At 52.6% G+C, this 21287-nt stretch carries 20 protein-coding genes and 1 pseudogene; 6 read left to right on the top strand and 15 right to left on the bottom strand.

Annotated features, from left to right (window positions below):
• Positions 1-254 precede the first annotated feature (254 nt).
• The gene (locus HA052_RS03985) at positions 255-707 is read left to right on the top strand and encodes a hypothetical protein (protein ID WP_166450869.1); all 453 of its coding nucleotides are present in this window, start codon (positions 255-257) and stop codon (positions 705-707) included.
• Positions 708-1378: 671 nt separating this feature from the next.
• On the opposite strand, the gene HA052_RS03990 is transcribed toward HA052_RS03985, so the two are convergent.
• The 8 genes from HA052_RS03990 to HA052_RS04020 all read right to left on the bottom strand — a co-directional run bounded on the left by HA052_RS03990 (position 1379) and on the right by HA052_RS04020 (position 6620).
• On the bottom strand, positions 1379-2515 hold the full coding sequence (locus HA052_RS03990; RefSeq protein ID WP_166450870.1) for a zonular occludens toxin domain-containing protein: 1137 nt from the start codon (positions 2513-2515) through the stop codon (positions 1379-1381).
• Complete coding sequence (locus HA052_RS03995; protein ID WP_166450871.1) at positions 2512-2826, bottom strand: DUF2523 domain-containing protein; 315 nt, start codon at positions 2824-2826, stop codon at positions 2512-2514. Before HA052_RS03995 ends, HA052_RS03990 begins: the two co-directional genes overlap by 4 nt.
• Before the next feature lie 3 nt (positions 2827-2829).
• Entirely contained in the window at positions 2830-3774 is a 945-nt protein-coding gene (locus tag HA052_RS04000; RefSeq protein ID WP_166450872.1) for a virulence factor TspB C-terminal domain-related protein, read from the bottom strand.
• Positions 3775-4240: 466 nt separating this feature from the next.
• Complete coding sequence (locus tag HA052_RS27525) at positions 4241-4372, bottom strand: major capsid protein (protein ID WP_240937265.1); 132 nt, start codon at positions 4370-4372, stop codon at positions 4241-4243.
• Positions 4372-4677: a hypothetical protein gene (locus HA052_RS04005; RefSeq protein ID WP_166450873.1), complete on the bottom strand. Its 306-nt coding sequence runs from the start codon at positions 4675-4677 to the stop codon at positions 4372-4374. Before HA052_RS04005 ends, HA052_RS27525 begins: the two co-directional genes overlap by 1 nt.
• A 20-nt stretch (positions 4678-4697) precedes the next feature.
• Positions 4698-5846, bottom strand: a complete 1149-nt coding sequence (locus HA052_RS04010) for a phage/plasmid replication protein, II/X family (protein WP_166450874.1) — start codon at positions 5844-5846, stop codon at positions 4698-4700.
• The gene (locus HA052_RS04015; RefSeq protein WP_166450875.1) at positions 5846-6178 is read right to left on the bottom strand and encodes a CTX-RstB family phage integration protein; all 333 of its coding nucleotides are present in this window, start codon (positions 6176-6178) and stop codon (positions 5846-5848) included. Before HA052_RS04015 ends, HA052_RS04010 begins: the two co-directional genes overlap by 1 nt.
• A 10-nt stretch (positions 6179-6188) precedes the next feature.
• On the bottom strand, positions 6189-6620 hold the full coding sequence (locus tag HA052_RS04020) for a hypothetical protein (RefSeq protein ID WP_166450876.1): 432 nt from the start codon (positions 6618-6620) through the stop codon (positions 6189-6191).
• Between the two features lie 91 nt (positions 6621-6711).
• Between HA052_RS04020 and HA052_RS04025 the strand changes: the two genes are divergently transcribed.
• The 4 genes from HA052_RS04025 (at position 6712) to HA052_RS04040 (ending at position 9624) form a co-directional block, all read left to right on the top strand.
• A complete protein-coding gene (locus HA052_RS04025) occupies positions 6712-7122 on the top strand; it encodes a DUF3693 domain-containing protein (RefSeq protein WP_166450877.1) in 411 nt (136 codons plus the stop codon).
• A gap of 548 nt (positions 7123-7670) precedes the next feature.
• Positions 7671-8396 carry a hypothetical protein gene (locus HA052_RS04030; protein WP_166450878.1) on the top strand — a complete coding sequence of 242 codons (726 nt, stop codon included), beginning with the start codon at positions 7671-7673 and terminating at the stop codon, positions 8394-8396.
• Positions 8397-8863: 467 nt separating this feature from the next.
• Positions 8864-8983 carry a KfrB domain-containing protein gene (locus HA052_RS04035; RefSeq protein WP_166450879.1) on the top strand — a complete coding sequence of 40 codons (120 nt, stop codon included), beginning with the start codon at positions 8864-8866 and terminating at the stop codon, positions 8981-8983.
• A 416-nt stretch (positions 8984-9399) separates the two neighbouring features.
• The gene (locus HA052_RS04040; protein ID WP_166450880.1) at positions 9400-9624 is read left to right on the top strand and encodes a hypothetical protein; all 225 of its coding nucleotides are present in this window, start codon (positions 9400-9402) and stop codon (positions 9622-9624) included.
• Positions 9625-10013: 389 nt separating this feature from the next.
• Here HA052_RS04040 and HA052_RS04045 read toward each other — a convergent pair.
• The 7 genes and pseudogenes from HA052_RS04045 to HA052_RS04075 form a co-directional block, all read right to left on the bottom strand.
• Positions 10014-11041: pseudogene (locus HA052_RS04045) on the bottom strand (transposase).
• A gap of 228 nt (positions 11042-11269) precedes the next feature.
• On the bottom strand, positions 11270-12550 hold the full coding sequence (locus HA052_RS04050; RefSeq protein WP_166450881.1) for a hypothetical protein: 1281 nt from the start codon (positions 12548-12550) through the stop codon (positions 11270-11272).
• A gap of 782 nt (positions 12551-13332) precedes the next feature.
• Positions 13333-14472, bottom strand: coding sequence for a ParB/RepB/Spo0J family partition protein (locus HA052_RS04055; RefSeq protein ID WP_166450882.1), 1140 nt, complete (start codon positions 14470-14472; stop codon positions 13333-13335).
• A complete protein-coding gene (locus HA052_RS04060) occupies positions 14472-15629 on the bottom strand; it encodes a ParA family protein (RefSeq protein WP_166450883.1) in 1158 nt (385 codons plus the stop codon). The genes HA052_RS04055 and HA052_RS04060 overlap by 1 nt, the downstream gene beginning before the upstream one ends.
• Positions 15630-16060: 431 nt before the next feature.
• Entirely contained in the window at positions 16061-16663 is a 603-nt protein-coding gene (locus HA052_RS04065) for a hypothetical protein (protein WP_166450884.1), read from the bottom strand.
• Positions 16664-16687: 24 nt separating this feature from the next.
• Entirely contained in the window at positions 16688-18829 is a 2142-nt protein-coding gene (locus tag HA052_RS04070; RefSeq protein WP_166450885.1) for an ATP-dependent helicase, read from the bottom strand.
• A complete protein-coding gene (locus HA052_RS04075; protein WP_166450886.1) occupies positions 18829-19596 on the bottom strand; it encodes a hypothetical protein in 768 nt (255 codons plus the stop codon). The genes HA052_RS04070 and HA052_RS04075 overlap by 1 nt, the downstream gene beginning before the upstream one ends.
• A gap of 1152 nt (positions 19597-20748) precedes the next feature.
• Between HA052_RS04075 and HA052_RS04080 the strand changes: the two genes are divergently transcribed.
• The gene (locus HA052_RS04080) at positions 20749-21045 is read left to right on the top strand and encodes a hypothetical protein (protein WP_166450887.1); all 297 of its coding nucleotides are present in this window, start codon (positions 20749-20751) and stop codon (positions 21043-21045) included.
• Positions 21046-21287: the final 242 nt, after the last annotated feature.

The following is a 21287-nucleotide window of genomic DNA, read 5'->3' on the forward strand; positions in this document are numbered from 1 at the left end:
ACATGAATAGATAAAAACCTACTAGATGTTCAGTAAAGTGTTGCAGTAAAAATCACAGAAAATCCAAGAATTGCGCAACACACAAAAACTTACCAGTTCTTCGCATAATGTATATTATGTCAAATCTACAATGGACTGCTCAGAAGGCTGCATCGCTGGCTTGGCAAGTTCCATACCCTGTTCTTTTGGCCAGGTTAAAAAACCGCAACACAATTCGCTTGTTGTGTGTTCCTGCAACAAAAGTCAGAACTGAAATGAAACGCAGCAACCCTTGGTGTGAATTCCCTTGCAGCCCGGACGAACTCGTTCGGGCTGTTTGTTTTGGTGACATCGAAGCCACCGCCGCCGAGCTGGGCATTCCCGCCCAGGAACTGGCCTACTACCGAAGCGGGCGCAAGCCAGTGCCCAAGGTGGTCTACCTCTGGCTACGACACCGGAGCGATACACGACTTGGCCACCAGTTCGGGCCATTCCGTGGCTTCCAGCTCGACGACCGAGGCGACGCGCTGATCTGCCCAGCGACTGGCGAGCGCATCAACTACGACGAAGTCGCGATGATGCGCGACTACCGCAACGCGCAGCGCCTGGCCACACAGCAAGCGACGTTGATTGAGCGCCTGATGGTCGAGCGTGATTTCTACCGGGAAAACTGCCACAGGCAAGCGCGTTTCGGCATGCTGCTGAACCGCATTTTAGGGGATGACTGAGTCTCAAATTGAGACAAAAGACGGGGTGCCGTCGGTGGGTTCCCTGCGGTGGTTTTGTACCATAGTGGTACAAGAGACGGGTATTACCTAGTCGCCCGTCTCTTTGACGGCCAAAACCCAAAGCGCAAAAACCAACCCCAAAAGCCCCCTCGCCGGGGGGGCACCTCCGGGGGATGTTTGCAACATCTCCCGGAGGGCCTGAAGGGTCTGGCCTGGTCAGGGCATCAAGGGCGCAGATCCTCACCCGGTCCACGGCTTCGCCGCGGCTGCGGCCTCCGGTCTGACCCTTGACCCCCAGGAAGGTGTCTAGCGCGCCCGCTGGCGCGAAATTCCTTGTAACTCCCGCAGTGCCTGCCACTCCAGGCGCTGGCGCGTCGGGCGGGGGGTATTTGGCCTCGCTCATGCGTCGCCCTAATCCGCCTCCCGCTCACTGGCTCCGCTCACATCCGCTCGCCTAAGGCTCGCTCCTGCGCTCCGCCGGGCGTTCGCTCCCGGCGGGGGCTCCGAAATCGCTCGGTCCAAACACTCCCCCACCCTCCTTAAACATGCCATCACCCTCCGTTCGGCGCTTCTAGACGAAATTTCTTGCGACACCGCGCGCACGTAAGGAGTGGGCCAAAAAAATGCCCCAGTAGAAACCGGGGCTGGCTGAATTTCCGTTACGGTAACTGCTATTTGGTGGGGGGCCTGCCAAAGCCGGATTGTGTCGGCTCAAATTGCATGCGCTGCTGCTGAGCACTGCCCATCGTTGCAATCTGCATCGACGGCGGCGGAGGCGCTGTCACAAGCTCACGAGGCTGGCCGCCCTGCTCCGCTTCACGCGGTGCGGCCTCATGCTCGGACCGATACGGGTCAAACCACGATTTAGCCACCATTTCGCGGCACGTGATCTCCGGCAAGTCATCAATCCGGGTGCCCTGCTGCGTGTAGCACTGGCAGCGCTTGACGCTGGCCACACACGCGGCCGCACGCGGAAACGTGCGCGGTTTGGCTAAGTCGTCGTAGACCGGCGCCGAGTCTGGAAAGCCAGGCATGCGCGGCAAGCGTTGACTGACATACTGCTGCGGCGTCAAAGGCTCTGCCTTGGCTCCCTGTGACTGACCAGGCATCGGCGCCGCCTGGACGGTCACAATTGGCCCGGACTGCGACGACTTGGCCTTGGCCTGGGCGGACTCCTCCGACATCGACCAGTAGAAATAGCCAATCAAGAAAATGGTGGTCCACACGATACCGAGCAGGATCCACACCTTTTTCGGGATCGACACCTTCATGGTGTGGGCCTCAGCCGATTTGTACCAGGTGTAAACCTTGCGCGGAAAAACAAAATTGCGCTTATCAAGGCAGTCCGCCTTGGCCTGGCGGGCATTCGGGTTCTGTTGGCAGCTTTCCCAGCGCAACAGCTTTGACTTAGCCATGCCAAACAGGCGAATCAGATGGTAATGGCGGCCCACCAGGGGGCGGATAAACGAGTCGATCAGCTGAGGCCCCTGAGTAATCAGAAAAATGTCCAGACCAAGATGGCGATGGGTGGCGAACTTGTCGACAGACGCCGGGATGACGGTGCCGGACCGGCGCACAGGAAACACATACTGAGCTTCATCAATCACAACAATGGCCTCAGCAGGCAGTGTCGGCCAGGACTGCGGATCCTCAAGTTCGATCCAGCCGAGCACCTTCTTGCCCTCGTCAGTCAGCGGAATGCCGTGGTAGTAGACCTGACGGTTTTCCTTGGTCGACATCTCGTAAAGCGTCTGCAAAACAAAGAGGGTTTTGCCGGATCCGGGGATAGCCGTAATCAGCGTGATCATTTGCCGAACCCCTTCCACTTGGACTGCATGATGTTCCCAGCGGAGTCCATGCCTGCCAGCGTGGCACGCATCACCAGGGCGGAGAAGATAATTGAAAGTCCCTGGCCAAAGCCGGCCATCGACAGAATCGCAAACACCAGGCTGGTGGCTGCATTCAGGTTCTGAGAAATCAGTGACTTCAACAAATCAAGCACCGCGCTGGCGCCGGCATAACCGATCATGCCGAAGCCGATCGCGCCGATGACACGTGACACGATATTGGTCAGCAGAGCGGTAACCACCGCTGCGCAAATGGACAAGATCAGTGGCATGGCTTACCCCCTGCGGAAGATGATGAACGCGGCCACGACAACGCACGCGATGATGACGCCTGGACGAGCTTTCTCGGCAAACGAACAAACCAAGGTGTATTGCAACTCCACGCTGCCTTCGCCCAGGTCAATACGCAGATTCGCAGGGCAAGCAGCAGGCCGCGTGAAAATGTCGTTGGTGTTCAGCAAGCTTGTGAGGTTAACGCCACCCTCATTGACGAGGTTAGGCGCTGACGTATCCGGCGCACCAGGCTTGTCACTGCAAAGGAATTTCCACATGCCGGTGTAATCACATTCGCCGGGCTTCTCGCCTGAAGGGCTTGAAGCGTCCGGCTTGCCTGGCGTACCGCCAGTGCCGCCACCTGTGTTGCCCCCGGTGCCGCCACCGCCAGGCGTGCCGCCAGTTCCGCCGCCTGTATTGCCCCCGGTGCCGCCACTTCCGCCACCTGGGCCGGACGTGGGATCCACGCAAACGGTTTTGCCGCCAATACCCACCGCATTCCAACCAGGGGGGCAACTTTTGCCATCAGAAGGTTCGTGGGCCGGTATGCACTCCAGGGCGTTGTTTTTGATCCGGCCCACGTAGCCAGCAGAACAGTTGCCGTTCGCATCCTTGCCGGTAGCTGGGTCCGTTGACGGCTTGTCTGACGGCGGAACCGGGCCGCCGCCAAAGCAGCCAGTAACATTGTTAACGGTGCCGTAGTACTCGCCTGGCGCGCAGGAGCTGGGGCTGGTGCCGCTCTGGTTGTTGGGGTCGCCATCCGCAACCTGGGCGCACGCCTGGCCGTTATATTTGAATTGCGTGACCTGAGGATAATTGCGGGTAATGCGGCATCCGGCATCCTCCTGAATATTGCAGCCCGGTATTTTGGGGTAGTAATTGTCACAGACGCGTGAGCGAGTACCGACATTAAAACGAGCGGTATCCACCACCTGGCCGGCGACCATAGAACAATAATTGGCAAGCTGAGCGCTAGTGCAAGTCGCCGGGTCAGGATCTGGTTTGGGTTGATCTGGGCGATAGCATTGGGTGCCGTATAGCTCAGTTTCATAGCCAGGCGGGCACGGTCCACGATATGTATCCTTTTGCGGGAAACCAGTGCGGCCATTATCACAAAAAACAATGTCCGATTTAGCCTCCTGAACTCCTCCACCTAAGTAAGAGCACATAGCAGAAGCGCTGTTTAATTTGCAAGGCGGAGAATTTGAAACAGCATCATCGCTAACACAGAGTCCACCAGAAACATACCAATATGAATGCGTTCGCGTAGGAGCTGGAATAGTCTCCGCCTTAGCGACGCAAGATAATCCAAGCAGCGCCGCAGATAGCCAAAATAACAAAATAGCCCGCCACATTTAACCCTCCTGTCGAATAAAAAAAAGGGGCCGTAGCCCCCTTTTAAAGCGCCGGGCTTTAAACAGCGCGACGCAGCACTTTCAGGGTAAATACCGTGATAATGACGCCGAGTGCAGCCATGCCCAAGAGAACGATCTTGGCATTGGAGCCATTGATTTGAGTAACGAGGGCAGCAACATCGATTTCCATTACATCTCTCCTGTTGAGTTGGGAAGAACATTCATTAACGACTTGATACAAAATGCAGAGACCCAGACGCCCACAATAGCGAAGGAAATCAAGGCCCCCTGCTCGGCTGTCAGCGGGTAGAAAAAACCCGACATTGACGAAAACTTTTGATACTCCGAAGGCGTAATCAGCAAATAGCCTGCGCAGGCCTCCGGCTGCATTGTGGTCAGCAACAACTGGCCATCGGGGTTCTGTACTGCGCACACTGCCATTTCTGATTTCCTCCTGCGCATGCGGCGGCGCTGTGCGCCGGTCGGCGGAGCCATCCCGGCGCCCCGCACCGCCGCTATGCGACGCGTTGATCTGCCTGTTGGGTGTCCACCACCGACAACGACATGCGGCGCTGGTGGTCCCAATACCAGCCAGGAACCTCAACAAGCGGCTGTAGCTCAATCACCTTGATGACCGATGCGAACTTATGCAGCGACGGCAACGGCTCGGCGATATCAAGGCCGTAATCACGCAAGCCCCTGGCATGGCGATAAAACGTGTTATGGGGCAGCAAGGCCCGGACATTTTCACCGCGCAAATAAGCAGCGGCTGTCATCCGCAAATGGCTGGGCAAATGCTCCAATTCAATACGGGTTACATCTTCACGAACACGGGACAACAGCGGTTTCACTTCCGTGTCAAATAAACGAATAAGCTTCGACATGGTGATATCTCCCAAAAACCGCAGCATGTTGTCGCGCAATAGAAGGCGGTTGGCTTCCAGCTCCAGGCGAACGACGCCACTTTGGAGGCAGTGTTGATAAACAGGGTCTGAATAGATTTCAGTTTTTTTGCGGCCATGGCGATGAACGGTCATTTCAACCGCTTTAATGTAGGCTTTGATTAATTTCCGGCCACCCTTTGAACCCCATTGAACGGTGGTTTCCCCTGCCCTGCCTCGTTTAATACGGGCCACAGATTGAGTGGCGAGCCAGTCGATTACGGCTTGGGCATTTTGCGGGGAGCCTGCGGAGTAATTGCGGGTCAAATGAATGCAAGAAATTGTCGCGCCGGTCCAATATTCAAACAGGCCATGCTTGACGTCATACGCTGACGGATTTGGGTTTATCACCTTTTCACCGGGGGCGAAGGGTGGCAAACCAAAACGCGCAAGCAGCTCATTGCAACGCTGGAGCGTTGCGTCCAGGTCCAAGTTGTAGAGGTTGTCCGGGCGATCCAAGCGCCCGATGTTGCCTTCAAGCGTGACGGTGAAGCCATCGCAATGGACGATCACCAGGGAGTCAAACGAGCCACGAATCTTTTTCTTCGACTGCATGGCCCATTCGGCATCCTCGACGTATTCGCCGGTTTCATCCGAGCGCGGGAATTTGCCGATGATGCCTTCATCCACCATCGGCAATGTCGCTTCCACCTCGCCGGTTTCCGGGTTCAATCGGCCCGGATGCCGTTGCTTGATGCGGATGAAATCGACAAAGGCAGTCATTACGCGGCCTTGCCCTGGGCCGGAACGAGCTGCACCCAATTGGTGACAGCGGAAATGACCATCACCGGCACGCTACGGCCATTGGAGCGCATCACGCGGGTTTCGGTCTCGACATCGGCCAGGCACGGGAACGTCATATCCCGAAGCTTCGGGATCACGCTTGCGTTGATCTCAATCGGGCAAGGCTCAAAGCCGCGAACGGTACGGCTGTAGCCTTCCTTGGCGAAGTCGCTTGCCGGCAAGTGGGCTTGCACGCTGGCCATGTCAAAGGGCTTGCCGGTTTTGGACGAAACGCCCTGGGAGTGTTCGAACAGGGTGAGCAGGATTTTCATAGCGATGGTCTCAGTAGGTGCAGCGGCTGGCTGCGGGGTTAAATTCGTTACGGTGACGAATAATCGTCAGCAGGTAATTACCGTTACGGTGACGATTAATGCCATGGAAGAAGCCATGCACCGGGGCAAACGTGACAAGCTCAACCGGGCGATATGGCTGAAGACGGTACGGCGTGTAGCCACTGAAGTAGCGAACGCTCCAAAGCATCTGACGCGGCTTCGGGGCCAGCAGATGGGCGTGGGACGGCAAGGGAAAGCGACGAACCGTCAAGCGAACCGAGTCGCCGCAGAACCACATCAAGCAATCATGGGTGGCGGGATCAATGTAGGTCCAAAGGGCATTGAGTGACTTGGCGTTTGCGGGAGGATCGAAACGGCGGGCATACGTAGCGTGGGCGGCGGTTGCGCGGTAGGTGAGTTTTTGCGGCGTGCTGACTTTCATTGCCCTATCCCCTGCTAAAATTGGTTAACAACCAACTGCTCTCAAGCGAGATCAGCAAGGGTATGCTAGATCAATCTCACCTGAGAGTGCAATGGAGAAGACATTGAAACTAAGCGTGGACTACCTGCAAGAAGCCATCGAAAAGATGGGGGACATCAGCCAGAACAAGAAGGCTGAAAAGCTAGGTATCGGCGGAAATACCCTCAGCCAATACATGACCGGTGCACGGACAATGGACGACTTCGCATGCATCATGGTCGCGAAAGTCTTGGGCATTGACGGCATGATCGTCATCGCTGCTGCGCAGATGGAACGCGAGAAAAATCAAGCACGTAAAGACGTTTGGGAGGACTTGGTAAAAAAGATGGGCGCCCTCGTCCTGGCTTGGATGACGGCGGGGGCGATGCTGGTAGGGAGCCTAAGCTCTGATAGTACTAGTGCAAATGGAATGTTGACGACGCAATATGTTGCGATGACACAACATGACAAGTCAACATTATGACAAATCATTGCAATATCATACATGTGAAGACCATGTGAATATTATCAGAGTTTCAGTCTTACCTATAGTTTAGCCATACCCCTCCACCAACCCATAAGCCTGTCTGCTCGAATCCTGCAAAATTTGAGCTAACCTGGCTACCCGTTTTATGAGATAGATCGAAATGACAACTGCTACTTGCATAGGATGTGGCTGCAACGACGATAACGCATGTGCCGATACCAAATATGGAGGGCCTTGTGCTTGGCTTGAAGTAGATTATGTCCTTGCCCGCGGTGTCTGTTCTTGCTGCGAAAATCATCTTGAGCGTTGGTATAACGGAGACTATGAAATCCACGTCTCTGTTGATCTAGGCTAGCTCGGTCAACAAGAGGCTTGTCGAGCGAATTGACACTTACATGTGACGGCTCTAAGCTATGGGGGCTTTTCTGTCCTTCGTGACATAGCCGTCCTTCGCGACGTTAGCGCGTTTCTCGCGCATTCCAACATCCTTTCTCAACCGGGGCAACATGCCCTGGGCTGGTTGTCTCGATTCTTTGGAGACAACCATGACTGTTACCCAGACCTACACAGGCAACCGCTTCTATGCGGCCATTCCGGCTATTAGCCGTATCAGTATTTTGGACTTCGCGCAGCACCTGTCTAATATCGGGCGCTACAACGGAGCTGTTCTCCGTAACTACAATGTCGCGCAGCATTGTGTACTGATGCCGCAGATATTGCCTAAACATCTGCAGCTTGCCGTATTGCTGCATGATGCAGACGAAGCCTACCTGAACGACATGACGAAGCCAGTTAAAAATTACTTGCCGGATTATGTCGCTTTAGAGTTAAAGGTATCGGCCCTGGTTGCAGCCCACTTTGGTGTTGATTTCTCAGATCCACTCAACAAAGAGGTAGACCTCCGCTTTGCCGAGCTCACAGATACGGCCGTCGAACCAGATTGGTTCGATGATTTTGAGGAACCTGACCCTATCTTCAAAAGTCATGGTTTCGAAATCGTCGACACTGGTGGTGGCTGTACCAACTGGGGAAAACGGTTTGCGAATGGCACCTTGGTACTCGCCGGCGATGCTGAGAATGAAACGACTCATCGCATCACCTGCGAGAAGGTTGGCTTCATTGCTCTCGATCAAAATGACCGCGCTCCGTGCTTGGTTGATCTTCCAATCAATGAACACGGCGCCTTCTCCATCCATCTGACCCATCTGAACCGAGTGCTTACAACTCTCGATTACACATTAGGAAATTCTTCCTATGTTCAAGCTGCTTAGCGTGGATACCCTCACCTTTTACTGTATTCAGAATAGTGTGTTTATTATCGCCTCTAAACGAAAGGATCTAACATGCTGTCCTGGAAGATGATGGAGGCCACAGAAGCTGCGTGTCGTCACGTTTGCGAACAGGAACAAGCGAACGAGCACTATGGGGACCCTTTCACTCATTGGGCGAGGTGGTGTGCCTGGACGCAAGGGTTTGTTGCTGGCTGGACAGGCGACTTGCAATTTGTTCCGCTGAGTGAGCGTATCAGTATGTGGTTTCGCTCTCTGACCACTAGAGGTCAGAGAGCGGATGAAGTTCAACCAGACCGTTAAACACAAGCAAATCCCGATTTTCTTTAGTTTGCCATCCCACTTTCACCAGGGGGCCAAACAACTAAATCCGGATGCACCCTTTTACTTACCACCCTTGCGGGATCTTTCCCGCAAGGGGGAGGTTCCGCTTCACTGGAGATCACCCCATGAAGCGCATCATCGTTATGAACGGCAGCAAGCTGACCCAAGTTTTCACAAACAACACCTGGCAAACTCGTGTTGTCGAGAGCGCGGGCAGTCTGGCCAACGGGATTTATCCCGCCTAACGGCACCTCCCTTCCAACAAACCAACAAGGCGGCTCCCCATAAGGGGACCGTCTTTTTTTTACCTGGAGATCCACATGATTTTCTTCCTCGCGTTCTTAGTTGCTCTGAAGAATCTCGCACTCCTTGAATTGGGGCCTCCACCTGCCGCCGGCGCTGTGCTGCTTCGACTAAGGTGCTGCGCGCTGTACCGACTAGAGGTTCGTCTCATGAATGACGGCACATACTCTGTCTATGCGGTTTCAAAGTTGGAGCCAATGCAAGAGTGGCCAATGCAGCATTCATTTCTCTGCCTAGAGGGTGTAATCAAACATGCCTTCAATCTTCGTAAGCACCGTTGGTGGTTGATCTTGAACGGGGGAAGTAGAACCCAGTACATATCACCAGAAACCCAAGACCATATTTCTTAGGAGTAATCATGATCGTTTCTAAACCGGTTATGCCTGGTGAACCTGATTTACTGGAAGGGCATACGCAAGAAACTCTTTCCTTTGTACTTGATGATGGATCAACTCTTCTGGAGTACCCCGCTCCAACTGTGGGGTGGACTCATGAGACTATTGAGAATTTGGCTCCAGTCGAACCAGGCCTTGCTTGGGATGCCTTGTTGGGTACCCACTGGATAGGCTCCTCGGAAGTCTAAGCCTCTTCTGGGTTAGCAACTCTCACTCGCTCCTTGAAGGAGATATGATAGCCCTGGTCACAGGGCTATCATCTTTCGCCCTGCCAGTATGCTCAGCCTTCTCTTTGTGCATCAATCAATCCCTCTTTTCTATTAATTGCCTCTACTTTGAACGCTCCACGAGTCTTCTGGGAAGTCATCACAGGTGGTGCATTCGTAGCTTGCAATCACATCTCCACTCTTGGCGGGGCCCATGTCGCCCAGCCCTACTCTCCGCGGTTGAGTTGAGCAGTAGCTTGCCAAACATACCGGTTTACGAAGTATCTGCATCCAAACGAAAGAAGCAGGGCTTATGCTTTGCTAAGTCGGGCATTGGATTTGCCCCCATATCTCAGGACACCAACCCACCCTTAGGTTGATCTTGCCGCCAGCAGCCTGAACTCTCGTGGTGAGCGGTATTTCAGCGCACTGTGCGGGTGCTGCTCGTTGTAATGCTCGAAGGCTATACCAAGATTGCGCAGGGCCGTGGAGGCGTCCGGTTTCGGCATCTGGGATACGTAGTCCCGCTTGATAGTCTTCACCAGACTCTCCGCCATCCCATTGCTCTGCTGGCTGCGTACCGGCGTCGTTACGGGTTCAAGGCCCAGCTGCCGCGCAAATAATCGGGTCGCTGCTGCCGTGTAGGCCAAACCGTTGTCACTGAGCCACTCTATCCGCACCGATGGCTTATCCAAGCCCAGCCGCTTCTCTACCGCCTCCAGCATCACGTTCTGCACATCATCACTCCGATAGCCGGCAGCGCCGGCCACCCAGCTCATCACCTCTCGGTCACAGCAGTCCAGCGCGAAGGTGACGCGAAGCTTTTCGCCATCATCACAATTCACCTCGAAACCATCTGAGCACCAGCGGGTATTGCTAGTCGCCACGGCGACACGGCCCTCATGCCTACACAACACCCCGGGTTGCTTCACCCAGCGGCTCAGCAATAAGCCATGCTGCTTAAGGCGTTGACTTCGGGCGGCCAGATGGGAGCGCGCTACGCCAAGGCAGTGACTAACCCGTTTCACTGCCCGTCCTCCGGCAACAAGGGCGAGCGCGCATTCCATTTTCGCGAGCGGACGATCTCCACGGTTTCCTTGAGAATCTCCGCTTCCATCGTCTTTTTGCCCAACAGGCGCTGCAGTTCGCGGATTTGCTTCAATGCTTCGGCCAATTCCGAAGCGGGCACCACGGCTTCGCCGGCACTCACCGCTGACAAGCTGCCGTCCTGATGGAGCTTGCGCCAGTGGAACAGCTGGTTCGGATTTATGCCATGGCTGCGAGCCACCAGAGACACCGTCTGGCCGGGCTCGAGGCTTTCACGGACCATGGCCACTTTTTCTTCGACGGCCCCGCGGGGGGAAACGGTGTCCTGTGTTTCAGGGGCTCGTCCAGGCATCATTCAATGTTACTCAACCCACAACAAGCTTGACTTGGGTCTTTCCAGCTTGGACTGCTCTTGGTGCACCCTCCCCTGCCGGTCCTTCAGAACATCAGCATCTCTGCATGCGGCTTTTGATTTTGATGTCAAAGAATTCATCGACCGAATGCTTAGTCTTTATTTTTACGAAGTTGGTCAGCTTCGCTGGATGTATTTAATAGTGTCCATTTGGTGGACTGTCCCCTTTTAATCCACAGCTCCCCCCCATTCTTCTGCCGGGATCCTGGTAAAGGTTTTCTTGAGCAGCTTCATTAAGCTCACACAAATCGTTCTGCCTGCGTCTACCCCTTCAAGGATTCTCAGAGTGATCGACTCCCCTTCTATCGAATCAACCTTTGCGGTTGCTGCGCCATCAGCCTCTAGCACGTCTCCAATGGCTAGTTGAACGGCATCGCGTGACAGAGAGGCCACCTCAGAAACGTCACCAGAACTGCTGCCGGTGTTTGTAAGGACGTCTAGAAGTGTCCTGTTAGACACCCGCGCGTGTTCAAACAGTTGATGGATGGATACCTCCAACTTCTCTCCGGAATCCATGGAGCGCATGTTCACAATCATGCCTTCATATGAAAGAACTACGAATTTGCCATGACCTCCAAATATGCGGCTGAGGTCAACCTCACTACCAGGCGGAATCGTGAGGCTCACGCTTTTACGCATATCTATGACAATGGTATTTAGCATCTCGATGGTTAATCGCTCTCTTCGGGAATTTTGCTTGCTGTTTGTCTCTACCCACCAAATTCCCTCAATTTTCTGGAAACGGAGGTATCTATCTGGCAATGTCAAGCCTCTCTCAGCCCAGTCTAGTAGTAACTTTTTCATCAAAATTGGTAATTTTGAGAAATCATCACGCTTATGATCTGGACTATCGGATTTGGCATTGCTCAACTTGCCAGAGATACTTGCATAGGCGACACGGAATAGAACATCTCCGGAGTACTTGCTAAATATCTTCCATCTTTCCTGAACGATGTCTTGAAGTTTCTTACCGTATTGTTTAGCAACCTTCATCAGTCGAACAATTTGTTCCGCACTCACCCCTGCAGATACCAATTTCATGCAGCCAGTAGGAATTCTAAATCGACCAATCCTAAAGAATTTTGCTCCATCATCTGCTGGTGCATGCTTGGTGCTGCCTTCCTTATCAGTTACAGCTAGCATCGCGATCGCTGTTTGGGTAAATCTGATGGAGTTACCTTGTTGCCGCTCTATCAACTTGCGCTGTTCTAGCGAGCGTAGCGTCTCATAAAGTGCACTGCGTCCAAGCTGCGCTAGGTTGCCAAGCTTCTTCCTTGTTGTAATGGTGATCGGTAATGCGAAATCTTTACTATCCAAAAATGGAAGGAGCGCTCCAATGAGCGCTCGTTCTGTTCGTGAAAGTTCCAACTTGCAGATTGGTAGCTTCTCCATCAGGTAGAAGGCGCATGTTACGCCCACCCGGTGGGGGAAATTAGTGTGGGTTGTCATCATCATTCCTTTTGAGAAAATCGAAGGCAAAGAAAAACCCCCGAGGAATTTGCATTCGCTCGGGGGTTTGTTTTTGGGCCCCTGGGTGTCTTGTTCGACTTGGCCCGGGGGGCGCCAGACTATGTATTGGTGGAGCTCCTGGTGGAGCTTCATCCCTCGTGACTGAGAGGTGTTTCCACCCAGTTAATACGTATTGACTGACGTGCGTAGCCAACCTGGGACAAGACTGATGCTGCCCAGTCAATACGTATTGACTGGAGATCGGGCGGATTGAGTCGATCGCTACCTTTGCTGTGACTGAAAGGTGATGCTGGCCAGTCAATACGTATTGACTGACGTCTGCAGTCAGACTGAGGCAAGGCAGATACCGTCCAGTCAATACGTATTGACTGGAGATCGGATGGATTGAGTCGATCGTTACGTTTGCTGTGACCGAAATGTGTTTCCACCCAGTCAATACGTATTGACTGCCGAGCACAGTAGCCCCGTGGACGGGTAGCTGTGGCTCAGTCAATACGTATTGACTGTCACGCAGGAAAGTAGATTGAACAGAAACGATAGAAAAGGAGGAATATCCTGAAAGAAGCGAAAGCCAAACAGTGTCTTGGCAATCCTGGCAAATGATCATGTCTGAGATTCCAGTCAATACGTATTGACTCCCACGCCGCGAGCAAAGTGAGCCAGCTAATACGTTTTGACTGAGAAGAGCCTCAAAAAAGTGAAAAACCGGCACAATCATCGGAATATCGGATTGGCCGGTTCTCTTATAGAGATCAAGGTGTTTAGCCACCTTGAGTCTCCTTCGGGGGGGGGTCTATAGGAGGAGTGTCCTTGAGCTTCCTGATAGCGTTTTCGATTGCCTCTGCGAACGCTGATTCCTGGCCAACGGGAATATTGTCTAAGGAAAGCTCCAAAGAGCCCTCACCATACTTCATCTTTCCAAGGTTTTCTATGGGCTTGGTGACTTTACGAACTCGTTGAGAAGCAGAATATCCGCTTTCTGCAGAACTTACATACGAATTCAGCTTTGCATACGTCCATGAACCAGAGGCTACTTTTTCAGCAGCCTTCTTTACCTTCTCCTCGTCACCTGTCTTCGATAACAAAGCAGACAGCCGAGCTGCATGGTTGTAGCCAAACTTGTCTTTAGCCCGCTCGATAATTTCGTGTACGGATGGAGGCAACTTAGCAAAAGAAAGCAAAGCAGAAATAACCTGCTTATTCTCCCCTGACTCGGTGATGAGCTGCTCCTGATCTTTTGCTATGCCCTGCTCAAGTAGAGCCGCAAATGACATGCCTTTGTCATATGGCGTAAGCGGGTTCCGGTCTTCGTTTGCACGGAAACCATGGAAGTAGCCGGTGAGATCATCTAGACCGAACTTGACAATGGCCTTAATTTTCTTGGCCATCAGATGCCGGCGGAATGAATGAAGGCGAGTGAGGCCTTCAACAATCAAATACCGGCCAGGTACCAGCGGGTTGGGTCTGACGATGATGGGCTGAATTTGGCCCTTAATAACATCGCCGTCGCCTTCCTTCAGTATCTTGCGAGCCATGTCCTGGACTGCTAGTTCATCGTAGTACCAGCGTTGACGAACGCGGGGTTCGTCGATTAGATCGACGTCGATGAGCTTTTCAGATTCACCAGTGATAGGTGCAGAGCTCACTGGGTGATTAACAGGCTCACCTGGTGGAGTAGAGTCAGAACTCAACAGCGACGATTCGCTGTCCAACGTTAGTGGATCGCTATCGTCATCGCCCCCAACGATATCAGAAAAGGACCGCGGCGCCGGTTTACTTCCTGTCTCAGGAGTCAGGGTATGAACCTTTGCAACGATAGGCTTAGGATTGCCAGCTAGATCCTTCGGGTCTGTGCCGAGTGGACGCATTTTGGAACTTGCAGCTTGGAGTGACTCCGCCATTATCTTTCTCCTACATCAGCAATGATTCGCTGAATAATTTCAGTGGCGAGATCCCTGAACTCGTTTCTAATTGCGGGGCTTGCCCCTTTCCAGATGCTTACCGGATAGCCCTCATCCATTGCCTTAGGATAGTCCTCGCTATGATGCAGACGAACATCGGTAACCCGGGTATTGAAGTGCTGCATCAACATGGCCAAGTTGCGTTGTGTGCGAGGACGGTTTTTCTGGAACATCGTTGGAACAACGATAGGAGTCGGAGCCCTGTTGTAGTCTTCCTCGAAAACACTGAGAGACTGAGTCAGGCGGGAGAGACCTTTAACGGAGAGTCTATCCATCCGGACTGGGGTAACAATGTAATCGCAGGCGACAAGCGCGTTACGCGCAGCAACTGTACTCGACGGCGGGCAATCAAAAATGATGAAGTCGTAGCCAGACAGATCGCAATTTTTGAGCTTTCCTTTCCGGCTCTGCTCAATCAGTAGGCCAAAACGGAAGTCGCTATTGTTCGCGTTGGTTAGGGCAACATTAAGATCATCAAGGCTCTCGTCGGCCGGGATGAGGTGTAGCCCGTTTTCGCCAAACGGCTTCTTAATGACGTCCTTGAGATCGTGGCCAGAAAATGCCCCGCCAAATTTGAATAAATGACCAAAGTGCAGCTCGACCGCACGACTCGCAGGGTGGCCCATCTCCTCCAGTTCGGCGACGGAGAGATCCGGGTCGAAGCTGAGCATGCTGGTCGCGTCGCCCTGCGGATCGTTGTCTACAAGCAGAGTCTTGTACCCGGCAAGGGAGAGCTGGATCGCGAGGTTAACTGCAAGAGTGGTTTTGGCAACGCCACCCTTTTTGACATGAACCGTCAATGTGATAGGCCGGTTGAGCGGCTTGATGAGGCCACTTGTGCGGCGATGAGCGGCAATGTCGAAAATGTTCTCAAGGCTATAACGCCGAGACTGAACGCCGGTGGACTGACGCTCAACCTCCAGCCCCATGTCCTTCTCGTATTTCTTGATAGACGGAACGCTGACGTTAAGCATGTCAGCCACGACATTGACCGGGTAGCGGACCGTTGAGAAGTCGGGTACCACGAACTCTAAGTCAGTCATAATTGTACCGGTTATAGATTGCTGTTTTCGTGATTCTAAGACCGGGCTATCCATTGTGCAACCTTAAATTAACGGTTTAAGTGCAAAAAATAGCCTCATAACCGTCAATGGTGTTGTGATTTTGTCGTATCCGTTACCGGTTAATGCCATTTTTTCACTGGTATACCGCTATCGAGGCCTGGCGAGATGGCCGGGCGCGTTATCGAGAACGGGTGAGTGGCCGCATAGGTCGGCAACCAACCAGTCTACAGAGTCGGAAGCTGTACATATCAACGTAAATGAGTATGTTTTTGGGCTAATTCCGAGGGTAATCGGCAAAAAATGCGTGAGGCTCACGAAATCTAGGGCAGGCAATGTACTGGGATGCGGTCTCTGGAGCCCATCACGGGTTGTTCAGGATTTAAAAAGGGTATGTAGAGGAACGAAGAGTAGCCGCAAAAAAGGGCGCCATCGGCGCCCTGGGGCTATCAACAAAAAACAGCGAGTTAGCCAGTTTGGGATGTGGATTGAAGGTGAAAGGTCCCCGAGACATTTTGGAGCTGATACCACTCAAGAGGGCCAAAGTCGTGCTGATCAAGGCGTTTACCTTTAATGGGAGTGTAAAGCTGGCCAAGAACAAGACGTGGTCCATCTGTCTCTCGTGGCCAGTCCACCACGCGTGCCACAAAGCCAAGCGTTTTTCCACCTATCTCAACATATGTTGAACGAGTAGCAGATTTGGTGAAGGCAAGCTTATGTTTTTGTCTGATGCTTCCAAAATACTGAAATGCGTCCCCCCAACTTTTCCCATCAATACGTCTTGCTAGTACGTTTGCGATGCCCCCGAAAAACAGGGCACAAATCAAGTAAAAACAGAAGATCTGAATCCCTAGGAAGAAAGGATAGAACTCGTCTACGTGCCTGGTGTTGCCCGTGGAGTCAGACTGGAGGAACTGCATAAGGTATTTAGTGATCGGGTGCGTGCGTTGGAGTGGTTCCAAGAATGCCATGAGTAGACAAGACAAGGAAGCCAGGCTACACAAGACATGGACTATTTTGAGGATCAGGGTCCGGCTAACTTCAGGTACTTTGGGAATGGAGAGCGACATTGTATTCCTTGATGTTCATATGATTTAGAAGTCTACTTCTTGAACAGTATCACCGGTTGTAACCATGAGATCGGGCTGGCCAGCATAGAGGCTAGGTAGCAGCTCAGCCATCCCATTCTCATATGACTTCATGAGTCCGACGTTCTCGGGAGAGGGCTCGGTACCAAAGATTTGTATACCAGTTAGCGGAAGCTTCTGAACAATGGCTTCGGCCGCGGCGCGGCATGCGCCTAAGTTCGACTCATAAATGAACCGAGCTGCGACGATTTCATGAATGTGGGGATGACCTGGTTTCCGATTTTTCAGCCAGTCTGCCACTTTTCCATCGTTTGGCATCACCAGGGTGAGGCGATCCTGCGCTCGTGTAATAGCAACATAGAAGAGCCGACGCTCCCCTTCGAGATCTTCGGTCTCGCCTGGAAACTTGGCGTCAACCAATTCGGGCAACAGTACATGGGGCCATTGTAGACCCTTGCTTCGGTGGATTGACGTGATCAGAACCTGATCGACAGTGCTTTTCTCTCTAGAGAACTCAAGGCTCATATCATCTAGGTACTTAGAAAACTCTTGAACCGAGCCGCCATGCCGCTTCGCAAACTCTACTACCTCTTTGAGTAAATGAACCTTCTCGCTGGCCGTGTGTTCTTCGCCTGCGCGGGAAAAAGCGGAGTACAGATCCAGACGATCTATGCAGTCCAGTAGGAACTGTGCAGCTGGACGTTCTTTCGGTGTCCTGCAGGACGATCTGACGTGATCGATGGCTGTGTCGATGCGCTTAACACGATAGCCGGTACGGTTCCCTTTGAACTGGCTTAAAACATCCATCATTGCATCGCCAATGTCCCCATCGTGAGCAACCAGCCTTTTAATCTGGGACTCAATTTGATAGCGCTTCACGAATAGAGGTGGGACGGTAAGAAATCCGTCCAGAAGCTTTGTCTTACGCTTGGGGTCCTCTATCTCATGCCAGCCGTTCGTCACCATGACCATGGCTGCCCGTAGCGCTAGTACTTCTTTGCGATCGAAGAATGGTTCTGATCCGATTACCTGGTATGGAATGCCTTCCCGCATGAGGGCCGTCTCGGATGTGATCCCGTGTGAGTAATCGTGAACTAGAACCGCACATTCCTTGAGTTTCCGGCCAGAGGACTGCCATTCCTTAACCGCATTCACCACAGCGCAACCCGAGTCACTCGCTCGAAGAAGCGACACGTTGGTATCAGCCTCCCGGGCAGAGAGGCAGTATTTTGGGTGGCGCTGCTTATTGTAACGAATGATGTGATTTGCCATTAGAGCTAGGGTGTGGCCATACCGGAATGTGACCGACAGGGTGTAGCGGGTAGTCTCCGGGAAGGTCTGCTCGAAAAGCTCAGTCATATAATCCGGGCGGGCGCCTCGGAAGGTATAGATGCATTGATCTTCATCACCGACAGCCATTATTGAAGCCCGGTGGCCAGCAACATGATATAGGAGGCGAACTTGAAGCTCGTTAACGTCCTGAAATTCGTCGACAATGATTTTGTCGTAGTGGTTGGCTACGAACCTTGCAATGTCCGGGTGGGCAAGGATAGCCATCACGGGGTCATAGAGCATATCGGTAAAGGTGCGGAAGCGCTGATTGGTGTCGAGCCTGCGCTTCTCGTAAGCCGAAAAGGCCATTTCCCATCGTTTGGACATTGGAAAGGGCTTGCCGTCTGCCAAAACCATGGTTTCTTTTACCATGTTGATTGCGTCGATGAACTCCAAAATGACGTCATGACCAGTGTCGAATTGATCGTCTGGGGATAGCTCAGTGTTGACCTGCTCGAGGATCTCACGAGCAATCGAGAAAATTCGATTGTCAGTGATTAGCTCCGCAGGTTCGATCAAGCCCTTTTCGACTAAGGCATTGCAAAGACTCAGTCCGAATGCATGGAAGGTTCTAACTTTTGGGACCGGGGTAGCGGCCTCAGCACACGCAAACTTTAGTCGTTTTGTGAAATCAAGCTGAGCACTTTTATTGAACATCAAGATGAGCAATCGTCGAGGATCGGTCCCTTTTTTCAGCATGTGAACGATGCGTTGAACCATGGTCTCCGTTTTGCCTGAACCGGCAACAGCGACAACGAGAGCATGCTTACCATCATGGCGAACGACGGCCGCTTGTTCCGTAGTTGGTCGCCGCATTACTTCGCTCCTTTCTGGGCCAACTCATGATCATATGTCAATCGATCGTAGTAGAGCTCATCAAACATGCCGGACACCGTTACCAGGCGCATCTTGTCGTCGCGGTCATCAATGATCAGATTGAGACCAGATCCTTTGTGGAAGAGTACAAGGGGAAGAAAGCCGTGGGTCCGCAGGTAATAGGCCTGATGCTTTGCTACCACCCGCATTGGATGTAGGTTCTTAGTCTGAAGCCAACGGCCAAGAACGCTGGTAGCAGAGGAGATATCGGGAAGGCTTGCTCGTTCTGCTAGGCGGGTCAGTCCGTGATAGCTCAGTTGAATCGGCCCAAAACGCGAGGGCAGCGCCTCAATGACAGGTGCTGCTGTAATGGTATCCACTACTTGGCCGGAAAAGATCGACTGAAGGCTCTCGTCGAGTCCTTTGATTTCGATTCCCAAGTAGCGAGTTTGGAGAAACTGACCAAAAAGGAATAGATCACCATCCGCAACCGTCATTTCCTGAACTGAAAGTTTCTTGAACTCTCTGTGTCGAGTCCGGAGGATTATGCCTTTGCCATGCCACCGGTTGCTGCCAATTATGCTCATTTCGGACATCAGGTGTCGAAGCGCGCACAGTTCAGCAATAGCTACCGATTTGGAGGAAAGAGCTCCTTCAGGAAAGATGACATCGAGTGCCAGACTAGACGGGATCAAAGAGTTCTTGCTGAAGAAGCAACGGAACAGGTTGGTGCCCAGAGCGATGGTTTCTACAGACAGCACATTCATGATGATTTCCAAGTAAGGGGCCTTGATCTGCGGGAGCAGATCGGTGCCTGTTTATCAGGGGCCCCATACTATCCATCCTATTCACAAACACAATGATCGATTTTAGGAGTGCCCAAGACAAGGGGTAAGCGCGGTTCCTTCAATTATCCCTCGAGTCCTGATGAGCCGCGTGCTGGAAATGGCAAAGAATAGCACCGATATCCAGAAAGGATGTTGCCAGGGAGGCAAGTAGGATTGCCGCGGGTGCCAACAACGCGACTGATGGCGCTGGTACTGGATGTTCTCAACACAGCAGAGGCCCTGCCGATTACAAGCCAAGCTATCTATCCAGGGGTAGATCAAGACCGATATAAAGGCCTGCCTACCATGGGAACTGTGGCGACTGTTCGTTTGGCGCCATGGCTTGGAACTGACGGAATCTTTGTCGTCAATGAAGCTGTTTCTGCCTCACTGCCAAAAGAGCGCCTTGTGCCTGTGGTTGACGCCAGCGACCTACTACCTATCGGCAGGTGGGGTTAAGTCGCCTAGTCGATTCGCGATTCGAACCTATCCTGGGGAGGAGCCACCTACAGCAATCAAGGATCACTTGGTACGTGAGATGCCTCGGATGTCACAACGCGGCCGTAAGGCAGGTCTATGGATGCCTCCAGAGACATTTCATCGTTGGGATCTCAGCCAACCATCATTGATGTTGCCTAGAAAAGCGCAAACGGTAGCATCATTCTGGATTGAAGGGGGCGCTTGCCGTTAGATCACCATTTGTCAATCTCATGCGACTCGCAAGAACAACTAGAACATATTTAGCGAGCATTAAACCACCCACTTGCGACGTACTGGCTACAGGACCATGGGCAACGGCTTGAAAATGGATTTTTCTACCTAACAGCGACGTTGTTAAGACGGGTGCAGCTAGTGCTTTGATTCCAACTGTTCTGCTGTGAACCTATCACCGGCAAGATGGATGTGACGCGGAAGAGAAACTTGAAATTGGCATGAATTTGCGTGGATTCAGGCCCTTGTTCTTAGGCGCATTCCTTGTAGGCTGTTGGATATTGGCTTTAGCCAGAAGAGAGGTAGTTTGGGCAAAGAAGTGTTAGCACATGTGCACCCGAACTATTTCCCATGTCATCCTATAAACGAATGGAGCACTAAATGGTACTGCCTTTTGATGAAGCCGTTGGCGACAAATTGATCGAAGGTGTCGAAGGTTGTGTTGCCGTAAAGCGAGCAGGGTCGGAACAAATTGAACTCTGGGGCGAGGAGTTCGAGCGGCAGCTTGGCTGCGTGCCGGGAAATTTTTGCGCAGTCCAAATCAATGTGGTGATGAGTTTTTTACGCATGGGATATAGCTCAGGCTTTCAGGATGGCAAACTTGCCCAGCAACACGAGGTTCAACGTAAGCTTGGTATCAGTGTTTGCCTCTATCCGAATGTGCAATTCTCACATTGATCTTGCTCCTATTATCTATCTAGGACAGGAGGAGGTTGGTGTTCATTTTTTGCGTCTTCGTGGGTTCACTCGCCACGATCTCGCTGGTTATGCCGCATGAGGTGTCCCAGCCTTCTCCTGCTCAAGCAGTGATCAGTGCGGGTACAGTCCAGGGAGGGGACTGCATTCTCAACTTCTACATCTGTAGTGACAACAAGAGCCTACCAAGTCAGTGGAGGGGGGCGGCAGCAAATGGCGAAGTT

The organism is Chromobacterium fluminis (assembly GCF_011602385.1).
GTDB lineage: Bacteria > Pseudomonadota > Gammaproteobacteria > Burkholderiales > Chromobacteriaceae > Chromobacterium > Chromobacterium fluminis.